Here is a 23,957-nt window from a genome sequence, read left to right as displayed (position 1 = left end):
CGGGACAGAAGGAGGAACCGCCGTGACTGCCGAGTTGAACCATCGGGAGCGGGCAACCCTGCGCGCCGTCGCCGGAGGGCACGCGGAGATCAGCTGCAGCTGCGAACCGGACCTGTTCGTCGACGGGCTGAGCTGCTGCGACCAGGGCACGGTCCGCGACCTCGTCCGCAAAGGGCTGATCGCGCCCGCCGAGGACGGAGCGTGTGGCGCACGGGTACGCGCGGTGCTCACCGAGGCCGGGGCGCGCGCGTTGGACGGAAAGCCCGTCGCGGCTTGATCTTCCGGAGCCCGAGCCGGTGCGCGGCTACCCGCGCACCCACTCCTCCCCCAACTCGGCCGCGACCGCCTCGCCGCCGGTGAGGTCGGCCAGCCAGCTGCTGAATCGTTCCTCCTCGCCGGGCGCCAGCCCGACCGCGAAGTGCGCCGCCGCCTCGAAACGCGTCTCGTGCAGCACGTACGGCGAAGCGCGAAGATCGTTCTCGAAGCGGCCCGCCCGGGTGTAGTCCATCGTTACGTCGAACAGCCGCAATCGCCGATACTCCACCAGGCCTACCGCGTCGAGCGCATCGGACACCGCTTGCCCGTACGCGCGGATCAACCCGCCCGCGCCGAGCAGCACCCCGCCGAAATGCCGCGACACCACCGCGACCGTGTCGGTGACCTCGCGGCGGCGCAACACCTCCAGCATCGGCACCCCGGCCGTCCCGGCGGGCTCGCCGTCGTCGCTCGATCGCTGGGTGCGGCCGTCCGGGCCGAGGACGAACGCGTGACAGTGGTGCCGGGCCGCGGGTTCGGCGCGCCGGCGGGCCGAAATGATCTCCCGCGCGGCGGCTTCGTCGGCCACCGGAGCGAGCGCGCACAGGAACCGTGAACGCCGTATTTCCATCTCGTGCGCCCCGGCCGCCGCCACGGACAGATAACGATCAGTCATCGGCGCTCCCCCTCATGACCACCAGTCAACCAGCAGCAGACGCGGGGTTGACACCGGGCGGGCAGACATGTTTTCGCAGGTCAGCGCACTGGCTGACCGCGTGCCGGGAGAGACGGCCCGACATATGGGAGTACCCCGGAGGGCGTCAACGTATGCGTGGCTTATCCCACGAGAGCGCGATGACGTATGTCGATCACAGCGAATTCACACTATCGTCATAAGACCCGGCGAACCCGGGAGTCACCACCACGCGCCCCGGCTGGCCCCCACCACACAGGCTGACCGACCCCGGCGCGTGCGCCTGTACAGCGACGTGCAGAACTTTTTTCCGCCGCCCATCGCCGTGCGGTGACAAACCATCCGGCACCCGGACCGGTCGTCGACCGGCCGCGGTCAGCCACGCATCGCGACGCAGTGCCGCGCCTCGCGGGTGCGAAGGCACCGGATGGTTTCCCTTCTCGACTGACCATCGCGGTTTCGGACCACTTCGTTAACCGGTTCAGTGATGAACCCCTCTTCGGAGTAAAGAAACCGCGCCAACGCCTTGGGAGGCGGCCAGCCGTGACCCACCGTTCGAGCAGCCCGGCCACTGACGGCCTCTATGACCCCGCTTACGAGCACGATGCCTGCGGGGTGGCGTTCGTCGCGGACCTGACCGGTCGCCGAGACCATCAGATCGTGGCGAAAGCCCTTGTCGCGTTGAAGAATCTGGAACATCGCGGCGCCCGCGGGGCGGAACCGGACACCGGGGACGGCGCGGGCCTGCTCATCCAGGTTCCGGACGCGTTCTACCGCGAGGTCGCCGGGTTCGAGCTGCCGCCGGAAGGCAGCTACGCCGTCGGCACCGCGTTCCTTCCTCGCGACGAAAAACGCCGCGGCCGCGCCATGACCACCATCGAGCGGATCGCCGCCGAGGAGGACATGCGCGTGGTGGGCTGGCGCGAGCTGCCGGTCGACACCGCGCACTGCGGCCCGACCGCCGCGCAGACCATGCCGCACTTCACCCAGCTGTTCCTGGCCGGGCGCAAGAACAATCTCGACGGCCTCGCACTCGAGCGCGCCGCCTTCTGCGTGCGCAAGCGCGCCGAGCACGAGCTGGTCGAGGACGGTGAAGAAGGCGGGGTGTACTTCCCCTCTCTTTCTTCGCGCACGATCGTCTACAAGGGAATGCTGACCGAGCCGCAGGTCGAGAAGTTCTTCCTCGACCTCTCCGACGAGCGCGTGACGAGCGCCATCGGGCTGGTGCACTCCCGCTTCTCCACCAACACTTTCCCGTCGTGGCCGCTCGCGCACCCGTACCGCTACGTGGCGCACAACGGCGAGATCAACACGCTCAAGGGCAACCGCAACTGGATGGACGCCCGCGAGGCGCTCCTGGAGACCGACCTGGTCCCCGGCGACCTCAAGCGGATCTACCCGGTCATCACGCGCGGCGCGAGCGACTCGGCGTCCTTCGACGAGGTGCTGGAGCTGCTGCACCTGGGCGGCCGGTCGCTGCCGCATTCGGTGCTGATGATGATCCCGGAGGCCTGGGAGAACCATCAGGAGATGGACCCCGCGCGCCGCGCCTTCTACGAGTTCCACTCCACGCTCATGGAGCCGTGGGACGGGCCGGCGCTGGTGGCGTTCACCGACGGCGCGCAGATCGGCGCGGTGCTGGACCGCAACGGCCTGCGTCCGGGCCGCTACTGGGTCACCGACGACGGTCTCGTGGTGCTCGCCAGCGAGGTCGGCGTGCTCGAGCTCGACCAGGCGAAGATTGTCCGGAAAGGACGGTTGGAGCCGGGCCGGATGTTCCTGGTCGACACTGTCGCCGGGCGCATCGTCGAGGACGAGGAGGTCAAGGGCCAGCTCGCTTCCGAGCACCCGTACGACGAATGGGTCGACGCCGGGCTGCTCCGCCTGGAGGAACTGCCCGAGCGCGACCGCGAGGTCCCGCTGCACGCCGCGCTCGTCCGGCGGCAGCAGGCGTTCGGCTACACCGAGGAAGAGCTGGAAACCATCCTCGAGCCGATGGCCCGCACCGGAGCGGAGCCGATCGGGTCGATGGGCAACGATTCGCCGCTCGCGTCCCTTTCGTCGCGTTCGCGTCCGTTGTTCGACTACTTCATCCAGCTGTTCGCCCAGGTGACCAACCCGCCGCTGGACGCGATCCGCGAGGAGCTGGTGACCGCGCTGGGCACGCAGATCGGCGCGGAGCCGAACCTGCTGGCCGCGGATGCGTCGTCGTGCCGCCGGATCGTGCTGCCGTTCCCGGTGCTGGACAACGACCAGCTCGCGAAACTGGTGCACGTCAACGACGACGGCGATCTGCCGGAGTTCCAGGCGGTCACGGTCATGGGCCGGTACAAGGTGAACGGCGGCGGGGACGCGCTGCTGCAGCGGCTCGACGAGATCCGCGCCGAGGTGTCCGAGGCGATCGAGGACGGCGCGCGGCTGATCGTGCTGTCCGACCGCGGGGTCGACGCCGACCACGCGCCGATCCCGTCGCTGCTGCTCACCGGCGCGGTGCACCACCACTTGGTGCGGGAGAAGACGCGCACGCAGGTCGGCCTCATCGTCGAGGCGGGCGACGCGCGCGAGGTGCACCACATCGCGCTGCTGGTCGGTTACGGCGTGGCCGCGGTGAACCCGTACCTGGCGATGGCGACGGTCGAGGAGATGGCGCACCGGGGCCTCATCCCGGGCGTGACTCCCAAGCAGGCCACCACGAACCTCATCAAGGCGCTCGGCAAGGGTGTCCGCAAGACCATGTCGAAGATGGGCGTTTCGACGGTGGCCTCGTACACCGGCGCACAGATCTTCGAGGCGGTCGGCCTCGGCGCCGAAGTGATCGACACCTGTTTCACCGGAACCACTTCCCGGCTCGGCGGCGTCGGCTTCGACACCCTCGCCGAGGAGGTTTCGCAGCGGCACGTGCGGGCGTTCCCGGCCGACGGCGTCCGGGCGAGCCACCGCGAGCTGGAAACCGGCGCGGACTACCAGTGGCGGCGCGAAGGCGAGCCGCACCTGTTCAACCCGCAGACGGTGTTCAAGCTGCAGCACTCCACGCGGGCCGGGAAGTACGACGTCTTCAAGGAGTACACGAAGGCGGTCAACGACCAGGCCGAGAAGCTGCTGACGCTGCGCGGGCTGTTCGACTTCAAGTACAGCGACCGGAAGCCGGTGCCGATCGAAGAGGTCGAGCCGATTTCGGAGATCGTGAAGCGGTTCGCCACCGGGGCCATCTCGTACGGCTCGATCTCGATGGAAATGCACCAGACGCTGGCGATCGCGATGAACCGCCTCGGCGGCAAGTCGAACACCGGCGAGGGCGGCGAAGACCCGGAGCGGCTGTACGACCCGGAACGGCGCAGCGCGGTCAAGCAGGTCGCGAGCGGCCGGTTCGGCGTCACCAGCGAGTACCTGGTGAACTCCGACGACATCCAGATCAAGATGGCGCAGGGCGCGAAGCCCGGCGAGGGCGGGCAGCTGCCCGGCGGCAAGGTGTACCCGTGGATCGCGAAGACGCGGCACTCCACGCCGGGCGTCGGGCTGATTTCCCCGCCGCCGCACCACGACATTTACTCCATTGAGGATCTGGCGCAGCTGATCCACGACCTCAAGAACGCCAACCCGGACGCGCGCATCCACGTGAAGCTCGTGTCCGAGGTCGGCGTCGGCACGGTCGCCGCGGGCGTGTCCAAAGCGCACGCGGACGTCGTGCTGATCTCCGGTCACGACGGCGGAACCGGCGCCTCGCCGCTGTCCTCGATCAAGCACGCGGGCGGACCGTGGGAGCTGGGCCTGGCCGAAACGCAGCAGACGCTGCTGGCCAACCGGCTGCGCGACCGGATCGTGGTGCAGACCGACGGCCAGCTCAAGACCGGCCGCGACGTCATGATCGCGATGCTGCTCGGCGCCGAGGAGTTCGGTTTCGCGACCGCGCCGCTGGTGGTGTCGGGCTGCATCATGATGCGCGTCTGTCACCTCGACACCTGTCCGGTCGGCGTCGCGACGCAGAACCCGAAGCTGCGCGAGAAGTTCAGCGGCAAGGCGGAGTACGTGGTGAACTTCTTCGAGTTCATCGCGCAGGAGGTCCGGGAATACCTGGCGGAGCTGGGATTCCGGTCGGTCGAGGAGGCCGTGGGCCACGCCGAGCTGCTCGACAAGCGCAAGGCGGTGGACCACTGGAAGGCCGCCGGGCTCGACCTGTCGCCGATCTTCCACGTGCCCGAGCTGCCGCCGCGCGCGGTGCGGCACCAGACCGTGAAGCAGGACCACGGGCTGGACAAGGCACTGGACAACACGCTGATCCAGCTCGCCGAGGGCGCGCTGGCGGCGGGCGACAAGGTGCGGCTGGAACTGCCGGTGCGCAACGTGAACCGGACCGTCGGCACCATGCTCGGCTCGGAGCTGACGAAGAAGTGGGGCGGCGAAGGGCTTCCCGACGACACCATCGACGTCACCTTCACCGGCACCGCGGGCCAGTCGTTCGGCGCGTTCGTGCCGAAGGGCATCACGCTGCGGCTCTACGGCGACGGCAACGACTACGTCGGCAAGGGCCTCTCCGGCGGGCGGATCGTCGTGCGGCCGCCGAAGGAATCGCCGATCGTCGCGGAGAACCACATCATCGCGGGCAACGTCATCGCGTACGGGGCCACGAGCGGCGAGATCTTCATCCGCGGCCAGGTGGGCGAACGGTTCTGCGTGCGCAACTCCGGCGCGCTGGCGGTCGTCGAGGGTGTGGGCGACCACGGCGGCGAGTACATGACCGGCGGCCGGATGGTCGTGCTGGGCAACGTCGGCCGCAACTTCGCGGCGGGCATGTCCGGCGGCGTCGCGTACGTGCTGGACCTGCCGGCGCACCGGGTCAACCCGGAGATGGTCGACATCGACCCGCTCGACACCGCGGACGTCGACTTCCTGCGCGAAACCATCGAAAAGCATTACAACGAAACCGAATCCGCCGTCGCGCGGGCCTTGCTGGCGGACTGGGACAGTGCGGTCGACCGGTTCGGCAAGGTCATGCCCAAGGACTACAAGCGCGTTCTCGCCGCCCAGGTCGCGGCTGAGCGCGACGGCCGGGACGTGAACGAGGCGATCATGGAGGCAGCTCATGGCTGATAATCGCGAAGCCAGCTATGAGTGCCGACTGGGTGCGGGTATCCCGCAGAACACGGAGGCCGCACATGGCTGACCCCAAGGGCTTTCTGACCACCACGCGCGAGGAACCGAAGCGGCGTCCGGTGGACCTGCGGCTGATGGACTGGCGCGAGGTCTACGAGGACTTCGCGTCGACCAAGCTGGAAAAGCAGGCCGGGCGCTGCATGGACTGCGGCATCCCGTTCTGTCACCAGGGCTGTCCGCTCGGGAACCTGATCCCGGAGTGGAACACGCTGGTGTGGCGGGAGGACTGGCAGCAGGCCGCGGACCGGCTGCACGCCACGAACAACTTCCCGGAGTTCACCGGCACGCTGTGCCCGGCGCCGTGCGAAACCGCGTGCGTGCTCGGCATCAACGACGACCCGGTGTCCATCAAGCGGGTCGAGATCTCGATCATCGACCGGGCCTTCGAGGAGGGCTGGGTCACGCCGCAGGTTCCGGTCACGAAGACGGGCAAGAAGGTCGCGGTGGTCGGGTCCGGTCCGTCCGGGCTGGCCGCGGCGCAGCAGCTGACCCGCGCGGGCCACACCGTCGTGGTCTACGAGCGGGCCGACAAGATCGGCGGGCTGCTGCGGTACGGCATTCCCGAGTTCAAGATGGAGAAGTTCCGTCTTGACCGCCGCCTCGACCAGATGCGGGCCGAGGGCACGGAATTCCGGACGTCGGTGAACGTCGGCGTGGACGTCACTGTCGAGCAGCTTCGTTCGGACCACGACGCGGTGGTGCTGGCGGGCGGCGCGACGGCGTGGCGCGATCTGCCGATCGAGGGCCGTTCGGCCGAGGGCATCTACCAGGCCATGGAGTTCCTGCCGCCGGCCAACCGGGTCGCGGCGGGCGAGCTGGCGGAGTCGCCGTATTCGGCCAAGGGCCTCGACGTCGTGGTCATCGGCGGCGGCGACACCGGCGCGGACTGCGTCGGCACGTCGCACCGGCAGGGCGCGAAGTCGGTGACCCAGCTGGAGATCATGCCGAAGCCGCCGGAGTCGCGTTCGGACGCGCACCCGTGGCCGACGTACCCGATGATCTACCGCGTCACGTCCGCGCACGAGGAGGGCGGCGAGCGGCTGTACTCGGTCAACACGCAGGAGTTCCTGTCCGATTCCGACGGTCGCGTGCGCGCGCTGAAGCTGGTGGAGGTGCGCAACGAGGGCGGCAAGTTCGTGCCGGTCGAGGGCACTGAGACCGAGCTGCCCGCGCAGCTGGTGCTGCTGGCGATGGGCTTCCTCGGCCCGCAGCGCGAAGGCCTGCTGACCGACCTGGGCGTGGACCTGGACCAGCGCGGCAATGTCGTGCGGGACAAGAACTTCCAGACCACTGTGGACAACGTGTTCGTGGCGGGCGACATGGGCCGCGGGCAGTCGCTGATCGTGTGGGCGATCGCGGAGGGCCGCTCGTGCGCGGCCGGCGTGGACGCCTTCCTCACCGGCCGGGGCGTGCTCCCGGCCCCGATCGCGCCGACGGACCGGCCGATCTCCTGATGGCTCGGAGCAGGCGCGTCAACGTCGCCGCGCCTGCTCCGTTCAGTTTCGGGGTTGATGCGTCACTGCCGCCGCGTTGCCCCGGCTGCTGGGCGGGTGTGACAACGACGTCGCACCCGCCCTTTTTATCGCGCCGCCCCGTCGTTGTAGGCGACCTCGCCGCCGACCACAGTCGCGCCGACGCTGATCTCGCCGATCGTTACCGGGTCGACCGCCAGCAGGTCGTCGCTCAGCACGGTGAAGTCGGCGAGCTTCCCCCGGCTCAACGTGCCCTTGATCGTTTCCTCGTGCACCGCATAAGCCGAACCGACCGTGTACGCGCGCAATGCCTCCAGTGGAGTCACCGCCTCCTCCAGCGCGATCGGCTGGCCCGACGCGGTCCGGCGGTTGACCATGTCGTGGATGCTCAGCAACGGCGACGCCGCGACCACCGGCGCGTCCGTGCTCCCCGGCAGCACTACCCCGGCGTCGAGGAAGCTCCGCATCCGATACGCCAGACGGCTGCGTTCCGGACCAAGCGCGGCGAGCAGCCCGTCGCCGATCTCGGACAGGAATCGCCCCTGCGGCACGGGAATCACGCCCAGCTGAGCGATTCGAGCCACCGCGGCATCGTCGGCGACCGCGCAGTGCTCGATGCGGTGCCGGACGTCCTCGCGCGGGTACTTCTGCTGAGCCTCCTCATACGCGTCGAGCACGGCGCCGAGGGCCGCGTCGCCGATCGCGTGGGTGGCGATCTGCCAGTGGCACCGGTGCGCCTCGAGGATGTAGCGGCGCAGCTCGTCCGGCTCGAACAGCATCAGCCCTTGGTTGCCGGGGGTGTCCTCGTACTCGCAGCACATCGCGGCGGACCGGCCGATCAGCGAACCGTCGGAGAGAATCTTGACCGGGCCGATGCGCAACCGGTCGTCGCCGACGCCGGTGCGCACGCCGAGGTCGAGCCCGAACCATTCGCCGCCTGGCTCGAACGGGCCGCAGTCGCGCAGGGCGGTGATGTAGGGCATCACCGTCATCCGCACGCCCAACTGGCCGCGTTCCCGGGTGCGCTGGAAGGAATCGAGGTCGGCGCGGCCGTGGCCGATGCCGTCGACGGTGCCGATGCCGGGTTCGGTGACGCTGGTCAGGCCGTCGGCGAGAGCGGCGTGCGCACCGGCGGCGATGTTGGCGATGACCTCTTCGGTCGCCTCGGGGCGCAGCAGGCGGTCGACGAGGGCAGTCGCGCGTTCCTGCAGCAATCCGGTGGCGCGGCCGTCTTCGTCGCGGATCACGGTGCCGCCGGGAACGTCAGGAACGCCCAGGCGGTCCGGATATCCGGCCAGCGCGAAGGCTTCGGTGCTCGCCACGGCCATGTGCCGCGACGTGTGCGTGAGCCAGACCGGCCGTCCTCCGGCGGCGCGGTGCAGGGCTTCGGCGGTGGGATGTGCGCCGATCTTGTTCTGGTCGTAGCCCGCGCCGGTCACCCAGGCGTCGGCGGGCAGGGTCGCGGCCCGCTCCGCCACCGCGCGGTAGAGCGCGTCGAGCGTCGGAGCGGCCTCGGCGGAGACGTCCAGCTCGCGGATTCGCTTGCCGCGCATGCTCAAGTGGTGGTGCGCGTCGTTGAGACCAGGGACGACCGGTGCGCCGCCGAGGTCGACCACCACGTCCGCGGAGAGACCGCGGACCTCGTCGTCGAATCCGACGATCCGGCCGCCGATCACCCCCAGCGCGGTCGCTTGTGGACGGTCTCCGTCCAGCGTGCTGAATCGTCCATTATGGAATAAAGCATCGAGACGCACGTGGTTCATCCTTGTCGGGTCAGGGTTTTCTCGGATTCGGCGACGGCCGCGGTGCGGCGGGCCAGTGCCAGGACGCAGGTGAGAGTCAGCGCGAGCAGCACGACGTGGTAGATGACAACCGGCCAGATCGCCCCGTGCGTCGAGTTGAGCAGAGCCTGCGCGATGAACGGCGTGGTGCCGCCGAAGATCGTGCTGCACAGCTGGTAGGACAGCGAGATTCCGGTGTAGCGCAAGTGGATCGGGAACCCGCGGGTGAGGAATCCGGCGAGCACCGCGTAGTAGCCGGAGCCGCAGACGGTCGCGACCGCGATGCCGACGAACGCCAGCCCGGGGTTGCCGGACGCGATCAGCAGGTACATCGGCACGGTCACCACGATGTTGCAGGCCAGCGAAACGGCCATGAACCGGGTTTCGCCGACCCGTTCGGCCAGCCGCGCCGCGAGCGGCTGCCAGCAGAACTGCACCACGGACGCGCCGAGCAGCACGTAGAGCATGGTCTGGCGGCCGATACCGAGTTCGTTCGTGGACCAGGCGAGGACGAACGTGTTGCTGAAGTACGCGGCGGCGATGCCCATGATGCTCGCGCCGATGCCGAGCAGCACTGTGCGCCAAGCGGTCCGCAGCACCTCGACCAGCGGCACCTTCGCGACAGCAGCGTTTGCCTTGGCCCGCAGGAACTCCGCCGGTTCCTCGACCTTCAGCCGGATCACCAAGCCCAGCGCGACCAGCACGCCGGACAGCAGGAACGGCACCCGCCAGCCCCAAGTCAGAAACTGCTCGTCCGGCAACGCACCCACAGCCAGAAAGACCACTGTGGACAGAATCGACCCAGCCGGCGAGCCCTGTTGAGCGAACATGGCGAAGTACGAACCCCGCCCAGCAGGCGCGTTCTCCGCAGCGAGCACGACCGCGCCGCCCCACTCCCCGCCGACCGCAACGCCTTGCACGGCGCGAAGTGCGACGAGCAGCAAGGGCGCGGCGATGCCGATTTTGGCGTAGGTCGGCAGCAACCCGACCGCGAAGGTGGCGAAACCCATCAGCAGCAGCGTGACGACCAGCGTGTTCTTGCGCCCGACCCGGTCGCCGAGGTGCCCGAACACGATCCCGCCCAGCGGCCGGGCGAGGAAGCCGACCCAGAACGTCCCGAACGCGGCGAGCACGCCGGTCGCCGGGTTCAGCTCCGGGAAGAACAGCTTGCCGAAGACCAGTGCGGACGCGGTTCCGTACAAGTAGAAGTCGTACCACTCGATCGCCGTCCCGGCGAAGGAGGCGAGCGCGGCCCGGCGGCCGGTGGCGGTTTCGTGGTTCACGGGCTACTCCCTGGCGGCGGTGTTCCCCAGAGTCTTCGTCCCGGAACCTATGCTGTCCAATACCTGTCCGGACCCATTCCGATACCTCGGAGGCATAGGCGTGGAACTGCGCGTAGTGCGTTATTTCCTGGCCGTCGTGCGAGAAGGCTCAGTCACCGCCGCGGCGCGCACGGTCCGGGTCGCGCAACCGTCGCTGTCGCGGCAGCTTCGGGCGCTGGAAACCGAACTCGGGGTGGCGTTGTTCTCGCGGTCGCCCGGTTCGCTGACGCTCAGCGCGGCGGGCACCCGGTTCGTGCCGATCGCCCAGGATCTGGTGCGCCGCGCCGAGGAGGCGGGCGCGGTGATGGCCGCGATCGGCCGCACCGAGGACACTCCGCTGACGCTCGTCGCGCCGCCGAGCACAGTGGACAGTCTGCTGGCGCCGTTCATGGCCACCGGCAAGGCCGGGCCGGTGCTGCGGGACGCGTTCCCGGTCGCGCCGGACCAGGTTTTCGACCGGCTCCTGCACAGCAGCGCCGACCTCGGCATCTCGACGTCCCCGCCGCCCGCGCAGCTGGAAACCGCCGCGCTGGGCCGGGTTCTGGTGTCGGCGCAGGTCCGGCCGGGCCACCGCTGGTACGAGGCGGCGTCCATCCCGCTGGCCGAACTGGCCACCGAACCGCTGCTGGTGATGAACCGCAGCAACGCGGCGCGGCTGGTCGTGGACGAGGCGTTCCACCGCGCCGGGCTCATCCCGTCGGAGCTGAACGAGACCGGCTCACCCAGCGTCGCCCAAGCCCGCGCCGCCGGTCGCGGCGAGGTGTGCCTGGTGACCGACCTCGTCCGGTTCGGCCTGCGCTCCGTCCCGATCGAAACCGCCGACGGGCCGCTGACCGTGCCGCTCTACGCGGGCTGGCGACCGGACCATTACGCCCGGCCGTCGATTCTGGCGCTGGTCGAGGGGTTACGGGAGTTTCGTGGCGCGTTGGGCGAATGAGCCGCACTCGGTGAGAAGTTTTCGTTGGGGCACAACGGGTTTGCTTGGCTATTCTCGGCTGGTGCTTTATGACTACTTCGTCGCGGTGGACGACACCATGGCCGCGCTCGCATTCGACGATCCCGACAATGCCCGTTGCGCGGGCTACGCCGAACTCGCCGTGAAGGGAGCCGATCCGATCACGGATCTGCTGCCCGTCGAGACATCTCTGACTCGCAGGACCACCTCGGAGGTCGAGGCCGACCCTGACCGCGGCCGGGACATCGCGCTCCTCGAAGACGGGGAAGCTGCTGCGGTGCTGTCGCTGGCCAACTCCTTCCGCGACGCACTGGCTGCCGCCGACGACACTGCTCTCCAAGACGCGTCTGCTGCCTTCGCGGAGCAGCACTGGCAAGAAATCAGCGCTGAGCTTCTCGTCCCCTTTCTGAAGGAACTCGCCGCCCTGGCCAAGGGGGCCGCCACAGACGGCCACCGTCTCTACTGCACGATCTGGCTGTAGCGGCTTTTTCGCCCGATCCGGTGACCCGGCGGCCGATCCCGTGCTAAACAGTGCGGCGATGGGAAAACTGACCCGCCGGGCCCGGGCCACGGCCGACTATCTCTTCTTCGTCGGCGCCGGGGAATGGCCGGTCGCCGTGTCCGCGCTCGGGGTCGTGCTCGGTGCGGTCACGATCCTGCCGAGCGCGTTCGGCGTCGCGGTCTCGATCGTCGCCCTCCTGCTCGGCCTGCTGACCCTGGTGCGAGACATCCGCTTGCTGCGGAAACGGTGGGCGGGTTACGAATTCACCGCGATCGTCGCGCCGTTCCCGATCGCGGACACGCCGCCGCCGACCGCCTACCCAGACGCGCAGTACCTGGCGATTCCCGCCCGCGGCACGGCATTGGTCAGCGACGCCATCGACGCGGCGCTCACCGAAACCACCTTCAGCATCACCGTCTCCGAAGATCCGTACCGGCTCCCCGCGAAGCTGAAGGCCACCGCACCGCACGTGCTGCCGTTGCGGGCGCGCGGCCGGTTGCTGTTCAACGGCCCGATCGTCGGCATGCGCGGCGAACCGCTGCCGGTCACCGGAGCCAGGCCGGCGCCGATCGTCCTGCACCGCGCCCGGTTCTTCGACGCGGTCTGCAGCAACGAACTGGCGTCGCTGCGCATCACGAACTCCGCTGACGGCCGCGAATACGACCTGCGCAACGAGGAGTTGACCGACTCGTCCGGCGCCCTGCGCACCCTCGCCGCGAGCACGCTCGCCGATCTCGTCGGAGTGTCCACGATCGCGTTCACTTCGGACGGTCTGCTCGTCGTGGTCCGCCAGTCGGCGCGGAATTCGGCCAGTGGACTGCTGCTCGCCCCGTCCGGAAGCGGCAGCCTCGAACCGCGAGATCTCCTTACCGCGCAAGGAGGAACCCGCCGGACCCTGCACACCGCAGTGTGCGCCGGAATGGAACGCGAACTCTGCGAGGAAGCCGCGGTCCAGCCCAGCGAAGTCTCGTCGACGCGGCTGACCGGCTTCGCCCGCTGGCTCGAACGCGGCGCGAAACCGGAGTTCTTCGGCATCACGCAGCTGTCCGTCGACAGCAGCGAACTCACCAGCCGCCGGGCGAAGGGCGCGGAACGGCTCTACAGCGCCGGAGTCACCGTCCTGGAGATCGATCTGGCCGCGCTAGGCCAAGAGCTGACCGACGGCGTGCCCCTGGCCGAAGCGAGCGCACTGCCGCCGCGACTGCGCGACGACAGCTCTCTCCCGCTGCTGTTGTGCCTGCGCAGCGCCGCGCTGCGGGTCAGTGCTCGTTCTTGATGACGAAGTAGGACCCGCGGATCGTGCCGGCGAGCTTCGACTTCTGCCGCGCGAACTTGAACTTGTCGGCGAGTTCCCCGGGCACGTCCATCCCGTCGGAGAGCTTGAACCCGACGGCCCGCTTGCCGCCCTCCCCCAGGGTGTACATGACGTTGATCGACAGGCCGCTCTCGTAGAAGACGTAAGCCATCCGGATGCCGTCGACCTCGAATTCGCTCGCCTCGAGCGGCCGCGAGGAAATGACGAGATCCCGTTCGTCCTTGAGAATCCCGTGCACCCAGTCGACGATCTCCGGGACCTCGGCCGCGGGCTCGACGGTGAACACGTGGTCGTACTTGTTCTTGAAGTAGCGAGCCTCGTTGGCCCGCAGCCCGGCGAGCGCGTCCGCGACCGGAGAGGACTCCAGGCCGACTGTCGACACGGTGGTGAAATCGACGGTGTAGGACATGATCCGCACTCCCGGGCTGGGTCCGTTGGCAATGTCGGGAGACTACCTCGGGCTCGCGGGCGTTCGCGACTCGTTCCCCGGCGCGGGGCCGGGCAGCGCTGCCTGGCCCCGGTCGGTCAACCGAAGAAGTTGCGAGCCTGGCTGATGCGGCCCTTTTCGAACGTCAGGACGCCGTATCCGGCGGCCACGGGCTCGGTCTCCTTGCCGAGGTACCACGCGTACAGAGCCACGTCGTGGTGCGCGCTGATCACCTGGGTGAGGCCTAGGGCGAGGTCGCCCAGCTTCTCCCGGGCCTGGCCGACCGCGTCGACGATCGCCTCCCGGCCGTCGGCAGTCCAGTCCGGGTCGACGATGTCGGCGTCCTCGGTGAAGATCGCTTCGAGCGTTTTGCGGCGCTGCTCGGCGTCGAAGGTATTCCACGCCTCGAAGTAGTCCTGCACGAGTTCGCTTGCAGTGGTGCTCATTGATGTTTCTCCATTTCTGTGGGTTATTCGGCGGAAGCGCCGACGGCGTCCGGGGCTGTGCGGGTTTGCCGCGGCGGTCGTTTCACCAGGAACGCGAGGAAGCCGCCGGCCACCGAGGCGATACCGGCGACCCACAGCGCGACGCGAAGTCCGCCGACCACCGCGGACGGCTCCGGCACCGCGTGCAGATCGAGGCCCGCGTTGGCGACCGCGACGAGTACCGCGAGGCCGATGGCGCCGCCGATCTGCTGCGAGGTGGTCGCCAACGCGGAGGCGATGCCCTGTTCTCCAGGTGCGACGCCGGAGGCCGCGGAGACGAACATCGCCGGGAAGGTCAGCCCGCCGCCGATGCCCCAGACGACGAGTCCGGCGAGGACAGTCCAGAACGACGCGCCGACGGCCATTCCGACAGCGAGCAAGGCCAGTCCGGCGCCGTTGACGAGCATGCCGGTGAACAGCGTTGTGCGGATGCCCCACCGGCCGAGGAGGATTCCGGTCAGCTTCAGCGACGCCGCCATCGAGATGATCGTCAGCGGCAGGAACGCGAGACCGGCCTGCAAAGCGTTGTACCCCAGCACGTTCTGCAGGTAGGCGGTGAACAGGTAGTACGCCCCGCCCAGGCCGCTTTGGAAGACGAGGATCACTCCCATCGCGACGAGCAGGCTGCGGTTGCCGAACAGTCGCAGCGGGGCCAGCGGGTCGCGAGTGCGCTTCTCCACGACCGCGAACCCGGCCAGCAGCACGGCCCCGCCGAGCAACGCACCGAGGCCCCGCCACGAAACCCAGCCCACTTCCGGCCCGCTGACCAGGCCGAGGACCAGCAGCGACGAGCCGGCGCTGGCCACGATCGCGCCGGTGAGGTCGAATCCGCCGCGCGCAGCGGAACGAACGGGGTCGGCGGCGAGCACCGGACGAGCGGCGAGGGCAGCACCCAAGGCAAGCGGTACCAGCAGGAACAGCACCCACTGCCAGCCCAGCGCGTTGGTGAGCACGCCGCCGAGCAACGCGCCGGCGGCGAGTCCGCCGCTGCCCGCCGCGCCCCACACCGCCAGCGCGCGGTTGCGGGCAGGGCCTTCGGCGAAGCTCGTGCTGATCAACGCGAGCGTCGCCGGGGTGAGCAGCGCCGCGCCAAGCCCCTGGACGGCGCGCGCCGCGTCCAGGAGTCCGGGATTTCCCGCGAAACCCCCGGCGAGGCAGGCGAATCCGAAAATGGCGAGGCCCGCGACGAAGGTGCGTCGGGCCCCGAATCTGTCGACGATCCGGCCGCCGAAGAGCAGGAACCCGCCGAACCCCACGGCGTACGCGCTGACGACCCACTGCAGCGACTGCGCCGTGAAGCCCAGTTCGCGGCCGATGTCGGGCAGCGCGACGTAAACGATGTTGTAGTCCAGCGCGATCACGAACTGGGCGAACGCCAGCAGCGCCAGGGCCAGCCCGGACCGCCGGGCGACTGAGGTCTCCATCGAATGTGTTTCCTCCGAGCCGTTCTACACGGCTATCAATTACTACACGGCGTTCAGTAACAGCACGGCGAATAGTAGCCGAGCGCTGTAGAGTGTCAAGCGTGGAAACTCGGGTGCCCAGCAGGCGGGAACGGCTGCGCGCGGAAGCCAGCCAGGAGATCAAGGCGATCGCGCTGCGGTTGATGACCGAAGGCGGGCCGTCCGCGATCTCGCTGCGGGCGATCGCGCGCGAGATGGGCATGACCGCCGGCGCGCTCTACAGCTACTACGCCACCCGCGACGACCTGGTCAACGCACTGATCGCGGAGATCTACTCGGCGTTGGCGGGCAAGGAGGAAGCCGCCCGCGACGCCGTGCCCGAGGACGATCCGGAGGGCCGGGTGCTCGCCGTCGGGGAAGCCTTCCGGGACTGGGCGGTCAGCCGTCCCGAGGAGTTCCAGCTCATCTACGGCGACCCGCTGCCCGGCTACCAGGCCCCCGAAGGCGGCGCGGCGGCGGACGCGGAACACCGGGCGTGCGCGGTGCTCACCGGACTCGTCGCCGACGCCTGGCCCCACGCGAGCAAACGCCTGTCCGACGACGGCTACGCCTGGGCGGATTTCGACCCCGGTTTCGCCGCGGTGATCCGGGGAGAATTCCCCGACCTGCCGCCCGCCGCGGTCGCACTGGCGATGCGGGTCTGGGGGCGGATGCACGGGCTGGTGGCGCTGGAGGTGTACGGGCATCTGCGGCCGCAGGTGCTCGACCCGGGGCGGCTGTACCGGGCCGAACTGCTGGACCTGACGAAGACTCTGGGAATCACCCCCGCCGACCGGGCCCGGTGAACGTGGTTTTCCTGCTGGTCCACGGCGGACTGTGGGAAGACATGGACGCCGACCGGTTCTGGACGCGGCCGGGGATCACCGGTGGCCTCCGCCGGGACGGCAATGGGCCTTGATCGCCTCCGGGATCCGCCGCACTTGCCAGCCGAAGCCGGGCATGTCGCCGCTTTCTGCCGGACCAGCCCATCGCTGTCGTCGCCAGTTCGAGTGGGAGCTCCGGCCCCGCAGCCGTGCGTCTCGCGCTGGGCTTCCGCGGCGAATCGACCGGCGCTGATGCAGGCCTAGCCCGTCACCTCCGGACACGCCGATGCCGAACTGGCCGCGCTCGGCGTGCTCCCCTGCCCCGGACGATCCGTTCCGTCAGCGCCGCACCGTCGATCCCCCCGGCGGCTCGTGCCCGGAGCCGCCCAGTCCGGGCTTCGCGTCCCATGTGGACGGTCTGCTCGCCTCGATCGCCGGGTTCGCCGGCCGCTGAACCCCGATTTCCCCCGCGGACGCCCGGTGAGGGAATTTCGTGCAAGGCCTACGGTGGCTTGGTGCGCAACCACCTGATCGACCTGGCCGTCGCGCTCGCCGTGCTCGGCCTGACGCTGGCCGGCGAGCTGCCGGACGCGAGCCGGCCGTGGTTCTGGCCGGTCGCGGTCGCGGGCATGTTCGCGGCGGTGCTGCTGCGCCGCCGGTTCCCGTTGAGCGCGATGCTGGTGTCGGTCGGCGTCGCGCTCGCCACGCCGCCGTTCTGGGGTACGTCCGTCACCCTCTACACGGTCGCTTCGCTGCGCGGGCTCCGCTGGCCGACCGCGGTCGCGGTGCTGGCGGAGATCGGGCTGATGGCGTCGTTTTCCCGGACGTCAACGCCGCAGGACTGGAAGACGTTCGGACTCGCCCTCGTGCTGATGGTCGGGGTCCCGACGCTGGCCGGACTGTGGATGCACCAGCGCGCGGCCTTGCTCGCCGCCCTGCGCGACCGCGCGGAACAGGCCGAACGCGAGCGTGACCTGCTCGGCGAGCGGGCCGTCACAGCGGAGCGGCGGCGGATCGCGCGCGAGATGCACGACGTCGTCGCGCATCGGGTCAGCATTGTCGCGCTGCAGGCGGGCGCGCTTTCCGTGCGGGCCAAGGACGACGAGACCGTGCAGCTCGCCGAGATCATCCGTGAATCGAGTTCCGCCGCGCTCAACGAATTGCGCGACATCCTGCAGGTGCTCCGCGACGACGGTCCGGAACCGCGCTCGCTGCCGGACCCGACGCTGGCCGGAGTCCGCCAGCTCGCCGACGACCTCGCCGCCGCCGGTGCGCGGGTCCGCGCTGACCTGCCGGACCCGATGCCGGATGTGCCCGATCAGATCGGGCGCGCGGCGTACCGGATCGTGCAGGAAGCGCTCACCAACGCCGCGAAACACGCCCCGGGAACGACAATCGACGTGCGACTGTCCGCTTCCGACGATGACCTGGTGGTCGAAGTGGCCAATCCGCTCGCCGATTCGGCCGGGCTGCCCGGTGCGGGCTACGGCGTGATCGGCATGCGCGAACGCGTCACGCTGACCGGCGGAACGCTCCGCGTCGGTCCGGACGGCGCGGGCAGCTACCGGGTGCGGGCCGCGTTCCCGCTGCGAGCGGAGGAAAAGTGCTGAAAATCCTGCTGATCGACGACGAGGTGCTCGTGCGCAGCGGCATCCGGATGATCCTGGAGTCCGATCCGGGGATCGAGGTGGTCGCGGAGGCCGGCGACGGTCGCGGAGTGCTCGGGCTGGTCCGCGAGCACCGGCCGGACCTCGTGCTCACCGACGTGCAGATGCCCGAGGTCGACGGCCTGGAGGTGACCCGGCTGGTGACCGCCGAACCGGACGCGCCCGCGGTGGTCGTGCTGACGACGTTCGACCTGGACGAGTACGTGCACGAGGCGCTTCGCCACGGTGCCACGGGTTTCCTCCTCAAGGACACGCCGCCGCGCGAGCTGGTCAAGGCGATGCACGTGGTGGGCAGCGGCGAGGCGATGCTGTCGCCGTCGATCACCCGTCGGCTGCTGACGCACTTCGCCACCGCCGCCACCCCGACGCCCGCCCGCGCCCGGCTCGAACCGCTGACACCGAGGGAACGCGAGGTCGCCGTGGCCGTCGCGCAGGGTTCGAGCAACGCCGAGATCGCCCGCGGGCTCGGGCTCAGCGAGGCGACCGTGAAGGTCCACTTGGGACGGATCATGACCAAGACCGAGGCGGCGAACCGCACCCAGGTCGCGATTCTCGTGCACGATGCCGGGCTCGCCTGAATCGTTATCCCGCAACGGGTTGCCAGGTTCTATGCTCAACGCCGGGTCGGGGGGCCATTTCCGAGGGGACCCCATGCTGCCGCCAAAACCGACCGGACCGAGCTACGAAGACGCGCCACCGCCGCCGATGCAACCGCGCGGCGCCAACGGCTTCGCGATCGCGTCGCTGGTCCTCGCCATCCCGGCGTTCAGCCTGCCGCTGAGCATCGCGTTCGGGATCATCGCGCTCCGCCAGATCCGCGTGTTCGGCAGCCCGGGCCGCGGGCTCGCGATCGCCGGGCTGTCGATCAGCGGCGCATGGCTGGCGGTGCTCCTGATCGGGCTCGCGGTCGCCAGTCCGTCAGCGGACCCGTTGTTCCAGGCCAGCCCCGGCGACTGCTTCCGCTCAGGCACCAAGGCCAGTCCTGTCTCATGCGAGGACGCGCACGACATCGAGGTGTTCCGCCTGGCACCCGGCGGCGATTCGCTCCGCAGCGCCTGCGCGGCCGAAGCCAAGGAGTACTTCGCCAGCAGTGTCCCGCCGGACTACGTTCACGTGAGCGCACGGCAGCCGTCCACATCGGACTCACCCGATCAACACGCGGTGTGCACGCTCGAGACCGACTTCCCCACCACCGGCCGGGTCGTGCACTGACCGGTCAGGGCGCGCCCGGCGGCACGAACGGCAATCCGCCCGGAGCGCCCGCCTCCGCCAGTGCCATGAGCATCCCAGTGTCTACTTCGGACTGAATCGCGTCGGCCAACCGGTCCAGCATGTCCTCGCGCAAGTCCGCGAACCCCGGTGCCCCTTCAGCGGCCTGCCATTCGATGCCCGCCTGCGCCGCCGCTTCGGCAAGCCAAGCGCGGCGGAACCCGTCGTTCTCCAACGCGCCATGCCATGTCGTGCCCCACACCGAACCGACGCGATAACCGTCCAGAAACGACTCCGCGTCCGCCGGTGCGGCGCTGCCATGGTGGATCTCGTACGCGTCGACCTGATGTCCGCGCCATTCGCCGGTCGGACGGCCGAGCACCTTCTCCCCCGCGAACGTCACGCGCGTCGGCAGCAGCCCCAGCCCTTCGACGAGACCGGCACCCGATTCGACATCGTCCTCAATGGACTCCGCGAGCATCTGGTACCCGCCGCAGATCCCCAGCACCGGAAGCCCCGCCTTGGCCCGCGCGGTCACCGCGTCCGCCAAACCTCGCTCACGCAACCAGTTCAGATCGTCCACAGTGGCCCGAGAGCCCGGCAACACAACCAGATCCGCTGCGGCAACGATGTCCGGATCGGCGGTGAGGCTCACCGTGACGCCCGGCTCGGCCGCGAGCGCGTCCACGTCGGTGGCATTGGAAGCCCTAGGGAACCGGACCACTGCCACCCGCAACCCGCGTTGCGCGGCTTCGTGCCGCCATCCGGCTGCCGCCAGGGCGTCCTCGGAGTCGATCCACACGCGGTCCAGCCACGGCAGCACACCCAGCACCGGCCGTCCGGTGACCTTCTCCAGGCTGTTCAACCCCGGCTGCAGCAATCCGACGTCGCCGCGGAATTTGTTGACCAGCCAGCCCGCCACCAAGGCCTGGTCCTCGGCCGACAGCAACGCGAGCGTCCCGAACATCGCGGCGAGCACCCCGCCGCGATCGATGTCGCCGACCACCAGCACCGGCAGGGAAAACCGCCGCGCGAGGCCCATGTTGACGTAGTCGCCGGAGCGCAGGTTGATCTCCGCCGGACTGCCCGCTCCTTCGCAGACGACGAGGTCGAACCGTTGCCGCAACTGGGCGAACGCGTCGAAGGCGATCTCCGCGAGACCAGCGCGTCCGGTGGCGTACTCCCCGGCTTCGAGGGTGCCGTACGGCTTGCCGAGCGCGATGACGTGACTGCGCCGGTCGCTGCCGGGCTTGAGCAGCACGGGGTTCATCGCCGCTTCCGGCTCCACCCGCGCGGCCCGCGCCTGCAGCCACTGCGCGCGGCCGATCTCCGCGCCGTCCGCGCACACCATGGAGTTGTTCGACATGTTCTGCGCCTTGAACGGGGCGACCCGCACCCCGCGCCGCGCGAACCACCGGCAGAGTCCGGCGGTGACCAGGCTTTTCCCGGCGTCGGAGGTCGTCCCGGCGATCAGCAGCCCGCTCATTTCGCCACCGTAATCCTTGCGCTCCGCAACCCGCTCATCGCGATCCCGGCCGAGACAGCCAGCGCCGCCGCCCCCACCAGCCGCGACAACCGCACGGCTCCGCGCAAATCGCGCGCCCCCGGCGGACGTCCGTCACCCAGCGTGCCCCGGCGCTCGACCTCGCCGTGATACGTATTCGTGCCGCCGAGCCGGATGTCCAGCGCCCCCGCGAACGCGGCCTCGACCTGTCCCGCGTTCGGACTCGGATGCGCGCTCCCGTCCCGTCGCCAAGCACGCCAAGCCGACCGCGCGTGCCCACCGGCCAACGGCGCGGTCAGCACCGTCAGCACCGCGCCGACGCGCGCCGGCACCAGATTGATCCAGTCGTCGGCACGCGCGGCGAACCAGCCGAAGTTGCGATGCCGCGGCGAGCGGTAGCCGACCATCGCGTCGAGCGTGTTCACCGCGCGGTACCCGAGCAGGCCCGGCACGCCCGCGACCGCACCCCACAGCAGGGGCGCGACGACCGCGTCCGAGGTGTTCTCGGCGATCGATTCGGTGGCCGCGCGGGTCAGCTCGGCGGCGTCGAGGCCGGTGGCGTCGCGCGCGCAGAGGTGGCTGAGCCGCTGCCGAGCGGCGGGCAATTCACCCGATTCGAGTAATCGCGCCATTTCGTGCCCCTCCGCGGCGAGCCCGCGACCGCCGAGGACGACCCACGTCGCCGCAGCAGTCAGGACAAATCGGACACCAGGCCGGTCCCGCGCGGCTCTCTCGGCAAGAAATCCCAGCCCGGCGACCGACCCCGCGCAGACCGCCGCGTAGCCCGCGCCACGCGGCTTGGAATCGGCCCACCACCAGCGTTCCAGCTGGCCAGCGGCGGTGCCGAAGAGCGCGACCGGATGGCCCCGGCGCGGGTCGCCGAACCACGCGTCGGCGGCGTATCCGGCAACGATCCCGGCCGCGGCGGCGGCTTGTCGGAGTGGCACGTGGCGAACCGTAGCGCTAGGGAGAGAATGCCGGGTATGACCAAGCTGACGCACCGGCTCGCCGGGTCTCTCGAAACCCTGGCGCAGGCCCTCCGCCGGTACGGACGCGACGACGGCAAGGTGCTCGTTCTCGGCGGGGTTCGCTCGGGCAAGTCGAGGCACGCGGAGCGGCTCGTCGCGCACCACCCCCACCTCGTGTACGTCGCTCCCGGGCTGCCCCCGTCGGCGGAGGACCCGGAATGGGCCGCCCGCGTCGAGGCGCACCGGGCCCGCCGCCCGCGCCACTGGACGACGATCGAGACCACCGATCTGGCGACCGTGCTGCGCAACGCGACCAGCCCGTTGCTGATCGACTGTCTCGGCACCTGGCTGTCGCGGGTGCTCGACGAGGTCGGCGCGTGGACGGGCACAACGGGCTGGGAGCGCAGACTGGACGACCGGCTCGAGGATTTTCTCGCCGCGTGGAGCCAGGCGCGGGTGCCGATCGTCGCGGTCAGCAACGAGGTCGGCAGCGGTGTGGTGCCCGCAACGGTGTCCGGGCGGCTTTTCCGTGATGTGCTGGGCGCACTCAACAACCGGGTGTCCGCCGACAGCGACCGCGTTTCGCTCATCGTCGCCGGGCGGGCGCTCGACCTTCCGTGAGGAGCTAGCCGTGCCGCGTTTCGCCATCCCCGTCCCGGACGCCGCCGCCCGCGCCACCGCCCTGGAGCGGCTGGACGGCCTGGTCAAACCGGTCGGCTCCCTCGGCAGGCTGGAAGAACTCGCGGCCTGGCTGAGCGCCGCGCACGGCGCGGTCCCGCCGCGCCCGCTGGACGACGTCCGCGTGGTCGTCTTCGCCGGCGACCACGGGGTGTCGGCGCAGTCGGCGTACCCGCGCGAGGTGACGGCGGCGATGGTGCGCGTCTTCCTGGCCGGGCGGAGCGGGGTAACAGTGCTCGCGGCACAGGTCGGGGCAAAGGTGCGGGTAGCCGACATCGCCGTGGACTGGGATGCTTCGGACGTCCCCGCAGAGGTCACCGCCCACAAGATCCGCCGCGGTTCGGGCGCTATCGACGTCGAAGACGCTTTGGCCCCCGGCGAGGCTCTTGCGGCTTTCGAGGCGGGTCGCGCCATCGCTGCTTCGGAGTCCACTGCGGACGTTCTCATTCCTGGCGACATGGGCATCGGCAACACCACTGTCTGTGCTGCGGTGGTGGCGTCGGTTTTGGGCCTGCCCGCTGCCGAAGTGGTCGGGACCGGGACTGGTGTGTCCGGGGAGGCTTTGGAGCGCAAGACTTCGGTCGTTGCCGCTGCTCTTGCGCGCCGTTCCGTGACCGATGCTTTCGACCGCCTGACCGCTCTGGGCAGCGCCTGTCTCGCCGCGACGGCCGGGTTCCTGGTGGAAGCGGCGGTTCGGGGGATCCCGGTGGTGCTGGACGGAATCTTCTCCGCGACGGCCGCGTTGGTGGCCCGGGACATCGCACCGGGTGCGGAGCAGTGGTGGCTGGCGGGGCACCGTTCGACTGAGCCCGCGCAAGCGTTTGCTTTGAAGGCTTTGGGGTTGACGCCGATCCTGGATCTGGGCCTGCGGCTCGGGGAAGGCAGCGGGGCGGTGCAGGCGGTGCCGACGCTGCGGGCGGCGCGCGCGGTGATCGCGGAGATGGGTTTGCTGGCGGACCTCGGGTGACGGTTTTGGTCGGAGGGCGAGGCTTGTTCGGCGGGCGAGGCTTGCTCGGCTCGGAGTCGGGCTCGAGGTCGGGGTCGGGCTCGAGGTCGGGCTCGGGATCGAGGTCGGGATCGAGGTCGGGATCGAGGTCGGGATCGGGATCGTGGCGCTGGCCTGCGGTTCGGCGCGGGGGCTGGTTCGGAGTTCGGGTGGCGGATCGACTCGAAGTTCGCTTCGCCGGGAACCGCCCCAATGTGGCGTTGGGTGCATCCCACGCACCCAACGCGGCATTCGGTGCATCGGGTGCACCCAATGCGGCATTCGGTGCATCCCACGCACCCAACGCGGCATTCGGTGCGC

21 protein-coding genes are annotated in these 23,957 nt (G+C 69.9%); 13 read left to right on the top strand and 8 right to left on the bottom strand.

What is annotated here, in order from left to right:
- The first annotated feature begins 22 nt into the window (after positions 1-22).
- Positions 23-277, top strand: coding sequence for a hypothetical protein (locus ACFORO_RS29925; RefSeq protein WP_354747791.1), 255 nt, complete (start codon positions 23-25; stop codon positions 275-277).
- Positions 278-304: 27 nt separating this feature from the next.
- On the opposite strand, the gene ACFORO_RS29920 is transcribed toward ACFORO_RS29925, so the two are convergent.
- Positions 305-931 (bottom strand): YigZ family protein, encoded by a 627-nt coding sequence (locus ACFORO_RS29920; protein WP_377868308.1) that lies wholly within the window; start codon positions 929-931, stop codon positions 305-307.
- 561 nt (positions 932-1,492) lie between these two features.
- Between ACFORO_RS29920 and gltB the strand changes: the two genes are divergently transcribed.
- Together gltB and ACFORO_RS29910 are read left to right on the top strand one after the other, a co-directional pair.
- Positions 1,493-6,037 (top strand): glutamate synthase large subunit, encoded by a 4,545-nt coding sequence (gene gltB, locus ACFORO_RS29915; protein ID WP_377868307.1) that lies wholly within the window; start codon positions 1,493-1,495, stop codon positions 6,035-6,037.
- 65 nt (positions 6,038-6,102) lie between these two features.
- Positions 6,103-7,554, top strand: a complete 1,452-nt coding sequence (locus ACFORO_RS29910) for a glutamate synthase subunit beta (RefSeq protein ID WP_377868306.1) — start codon at positions 6,103-6,105, stop codon at positions 7,552-7,554.
- Between the two features lie 125 nt (positions 7,555-7,679).
- Here ACFORO_RS29910 and ACFORO_RS29905 read toward each other — a convergent pair whose 3' ends face one another.
- Together ACFORO_RS29905 and ACFORO_RS29900 are read right to left on the bottom strand one after the other, a co-directional pair.
- Entirely contained in the window at positions 7,680-9,335 is a 1,656-nt protein-coding gene (locus ACFORO_RS29905) for an amidohydrolase (RefSeq protein ID WP_377868305.1), read from the bottom strand.
- Positions 9,332-10,636 carry an MFS transporter gene (locus ACFORO_RS29900; protein WP_377868304.1) on the bottom strand — a complete coding sequence of 435 codons (1,305 nt, stop codon included), beginning with the start codon at positions 10,634-10,636 and terminating at the stop codon, positions 9,332-9,334. The genes ACFORO_RS29905 and ACFORO_RS29900 overlap by 4 nt, the downstream gene beginning before the upstream one ends.
- A 100-nt stretch (positions 10,637-10,736) precedes the next feature.
- On the opposite strand from ACFORO_RS29900, the gene ACFORO_RS29895 reads away from it, so the two are divergent.
- The 3 genes from ACFORO_RS29895 to ACFORO_RS29885 all read left to right on the top strand — a co-directional run bounded on the left by ACFORO_RS29895 (position 10,737) and on the right by ACFORO_RS29885 (position 13,408).
- Entirely contained in the window at positions 10,737-11,612 is an 876-nt protein-coding gene (locus ACFORO_RS29895; protein ID WP_377868303.1) for a LysR family transcriptional regulator, read from the top strand.
- A 61-nt stretch (positions 11,613-11,673) separates the two neighbouring features.
- On the top strand, positions 11,674-12,111 hold the full coding sequence (locus tag ACFORO_RS29890; protein ID WP_377868301.1) for a hypothetical protein: 438 nt from the start codon (positions 11,674-11,676) through the stop codon (positions 12,109-12,111).
- A 58-nt stretch (positions 12,112-12,169) separates the two neighbouring features.
- The gene (locus ACFORO_RS29885; RefSeq protein WP_377868299.1) at positions 12,170-13,408 is read left to right on the top strand and encodes a hypothetical protein; all 1,239 of its coding nucleotides are present in this window, start codon (positions 12,170-12,172) and stop codon (positions 13,406-13,408) included.
- On the opposite strand, the gene ACFORO_RS29880 is transcribed toward ACFORO_RS29885, so the two are convergent.
- The 3 genes from ACFORO_RS29880 to ACFORO_RS29870 form a co-directional block, all read right to left on the bottom strand.
- Complete coding sequence (locus ACFORO_RS29880) at positions 13,392-13,856, bottom strand: phage tail protein (protein WP_377868298.1); 465 nt, start codon at positions 13,854-13,856, stop codon at positions 13,392-13,394. The two genes, ACFORO_RS29885 and ACFORO_RS29880, sit on opposite strands and share 17 nt — an antisense overlap.
- Positions 13,857-13,972: 116 nt before the next feature.
- The gene (locus ACFORO_RS29875) at positions 13,973-14,320 is read right to left on the bottom strand and encodes a nuclear transport factor 2 family protein (RefSeq protein ID WP_377868296.1); all 348 of its coding nucleotides are present in this window, start codon (positions 14,318-14,320) and stop codon (positions 13,973-13,975) included.
- Positions 14,321-14,343: 23 nt separating this feature from the next.
- Positions 14,344-15,783 carry an MFS transporter gene (locus ACFORO_RS29870; RefSeq protein ID WP_377868295.1) on the bottom strand — a complete coding sequence of 480 codons (1,440 nt, stop codon included), beginning with the start codon at positions 15,781-15,783 and terminating at the stop codon, positions 14,344-14,346.
- A gap of 101 nt (positions 15,784-15,884) precedes the next feature.
- Here ACFORO_RS29870 and ACFORO_RS29865 point away from each other — a divergent pair, with 101 nt between their 5' ends.
- From ACFORO_RS29865 to ACFORO_RS29845, 5 genes are all read left to right on the top strand, one after another.
- Complete coding sequence (locus ACFORO_RS29865) at positions 15,885-16,607, top strand: TetR/AcrR family transcriptional regulator (RefSeq protein ID WP_377868293.1); 723 nt, start codon at positions 15,885-15,887, stop codon at positions 16,605-16,607.
- A 304-nt stretch (positions 16,608-16,911) separates the two neighbouring features.
- Positions 16,912-17,079 carry a hypothetical protein gene (locus tag ACFORO_RS29860; protein WP_377868291.1) on the top strand — a complete coding sequence of 56 codons (168 nt, stop codon included), beginning with the start codon at positions 16,912-16,914 and terminating at the stop codon, positions 17,077-17,079.
- 61 nt (positions 17,080-17,140) lie between these two features.
- The gene (locus ACFORO_RS29855; protein WP_377868290.1) at positions 17,141-18,235 is read left to right on the top strand and encodes a sensor histidine kinase; all 1,095 of its coding nucleotides are present in this window, start codon (positions 17,141-17,143) and stop codon (positions 18,233-18,235) included.
- Entirely contained in the window at positions 18,229-18,870 is a 642-nt protein-coding gene (locus tag ACFORO_RS29850; RefSeq protein ID WP_377868289.1) for a response regulator, read from the top strand. Before ACFORO_RS29855 ends, ACFORO_RS29850 begins: the two co-directional genes overlap by 7 nt.
- Before the next feature lie 73 nt (positions 18,871-18,943).
- Positions 18,944-19,504: a DUF4190 domain-containing protein gene (locus tag ACFORO_RS29845; RefSeq protein ID WP_377868288.1), complete on the top strand. Its 561-nt coding sequence runs from the start codon at positions 18,944-18,946 to the stop codon at positions 19,502-19,504.
- 4 nt (positions 19,505-19,508) lie between these two features.
- Here the strand turns inward: ACFORO_RS29845 and ACFORO_RS29840 are convergent, their stop codons facing one another.
- Positions 19,509-20,987, bottom strand: coding sequence for a cobyric acid synthase (locus ACFORO_RS29840; protein WP_377868287.1), 1,479 nt, complete (start codon positions 20,985-20,987; stop codon positions 19,509-19,511).
- Positions 20,984-21,952 (bottom strand): cobalamin biosynthesis protein, encoded by a 969-nt coding sequence (locus ACFORO_RS29835; RefSeq protein ID WP_377868286.1) that lies wholly within the window; start codon positions 21,950-21,952, stop codon positions 20,984-20,986. The genes ACFORO_RS29840 and ACFORO_RS29835 overlap by 4 nt, the downstream gene beginning before the upstream one ends.
- Before the next feature lie 36 nt (positions 21,953-21,988).
- Between ACFORO_RS29835 and ACFORO_RS29830 the strand changes: the two genes are divergently transcribed.
- Together ACFORO_RS29830 and cobT are read left to right on the top strand one after the other, a co-directional pair.
- Positions 21,989-22,594, top strand: coding sequence for a bifunctional adenosylcobinamide kinase/adenosylcobinamide-phosphate guanylyltransferase (locus tag ACFORO_RS29830; protein ID WP_354736686.1), 606 nt, complete (start codon positions 21,989-21,991; stop codon positions 22,592-22,594).
- A 10-nt stretch (positions 22,595-22,604) separates the two neighbouring features.
- A complete protein-coding gene (gene cobT / locus ACFORO_RS29825) occupies positions 22,605-23,618 on the top strand; it encodes a nicotinate-nucleotide--dimethylbenzimidazole phosphoribosyltransferase (protein ID WP_377868285.1) in 1,014 nt (337 codons plus the stop codon).
- Positions 23,619-23,957 lie beyond the last annotated feature (339 nt).

It is taken from the genome of Amycolatopsis halotolerans (genome assembly GCF_042647905.1).
Lineage (GTDB): Bacteria > Actinomycetota > Actinomycetes > Mycobacteriales > Pseudonocardiaceae > Amycolatopsis > Amycolatopsis halotolerans.
This window is presented reverse-complemented; position numbering and strand designations above follow the sequence as displayed.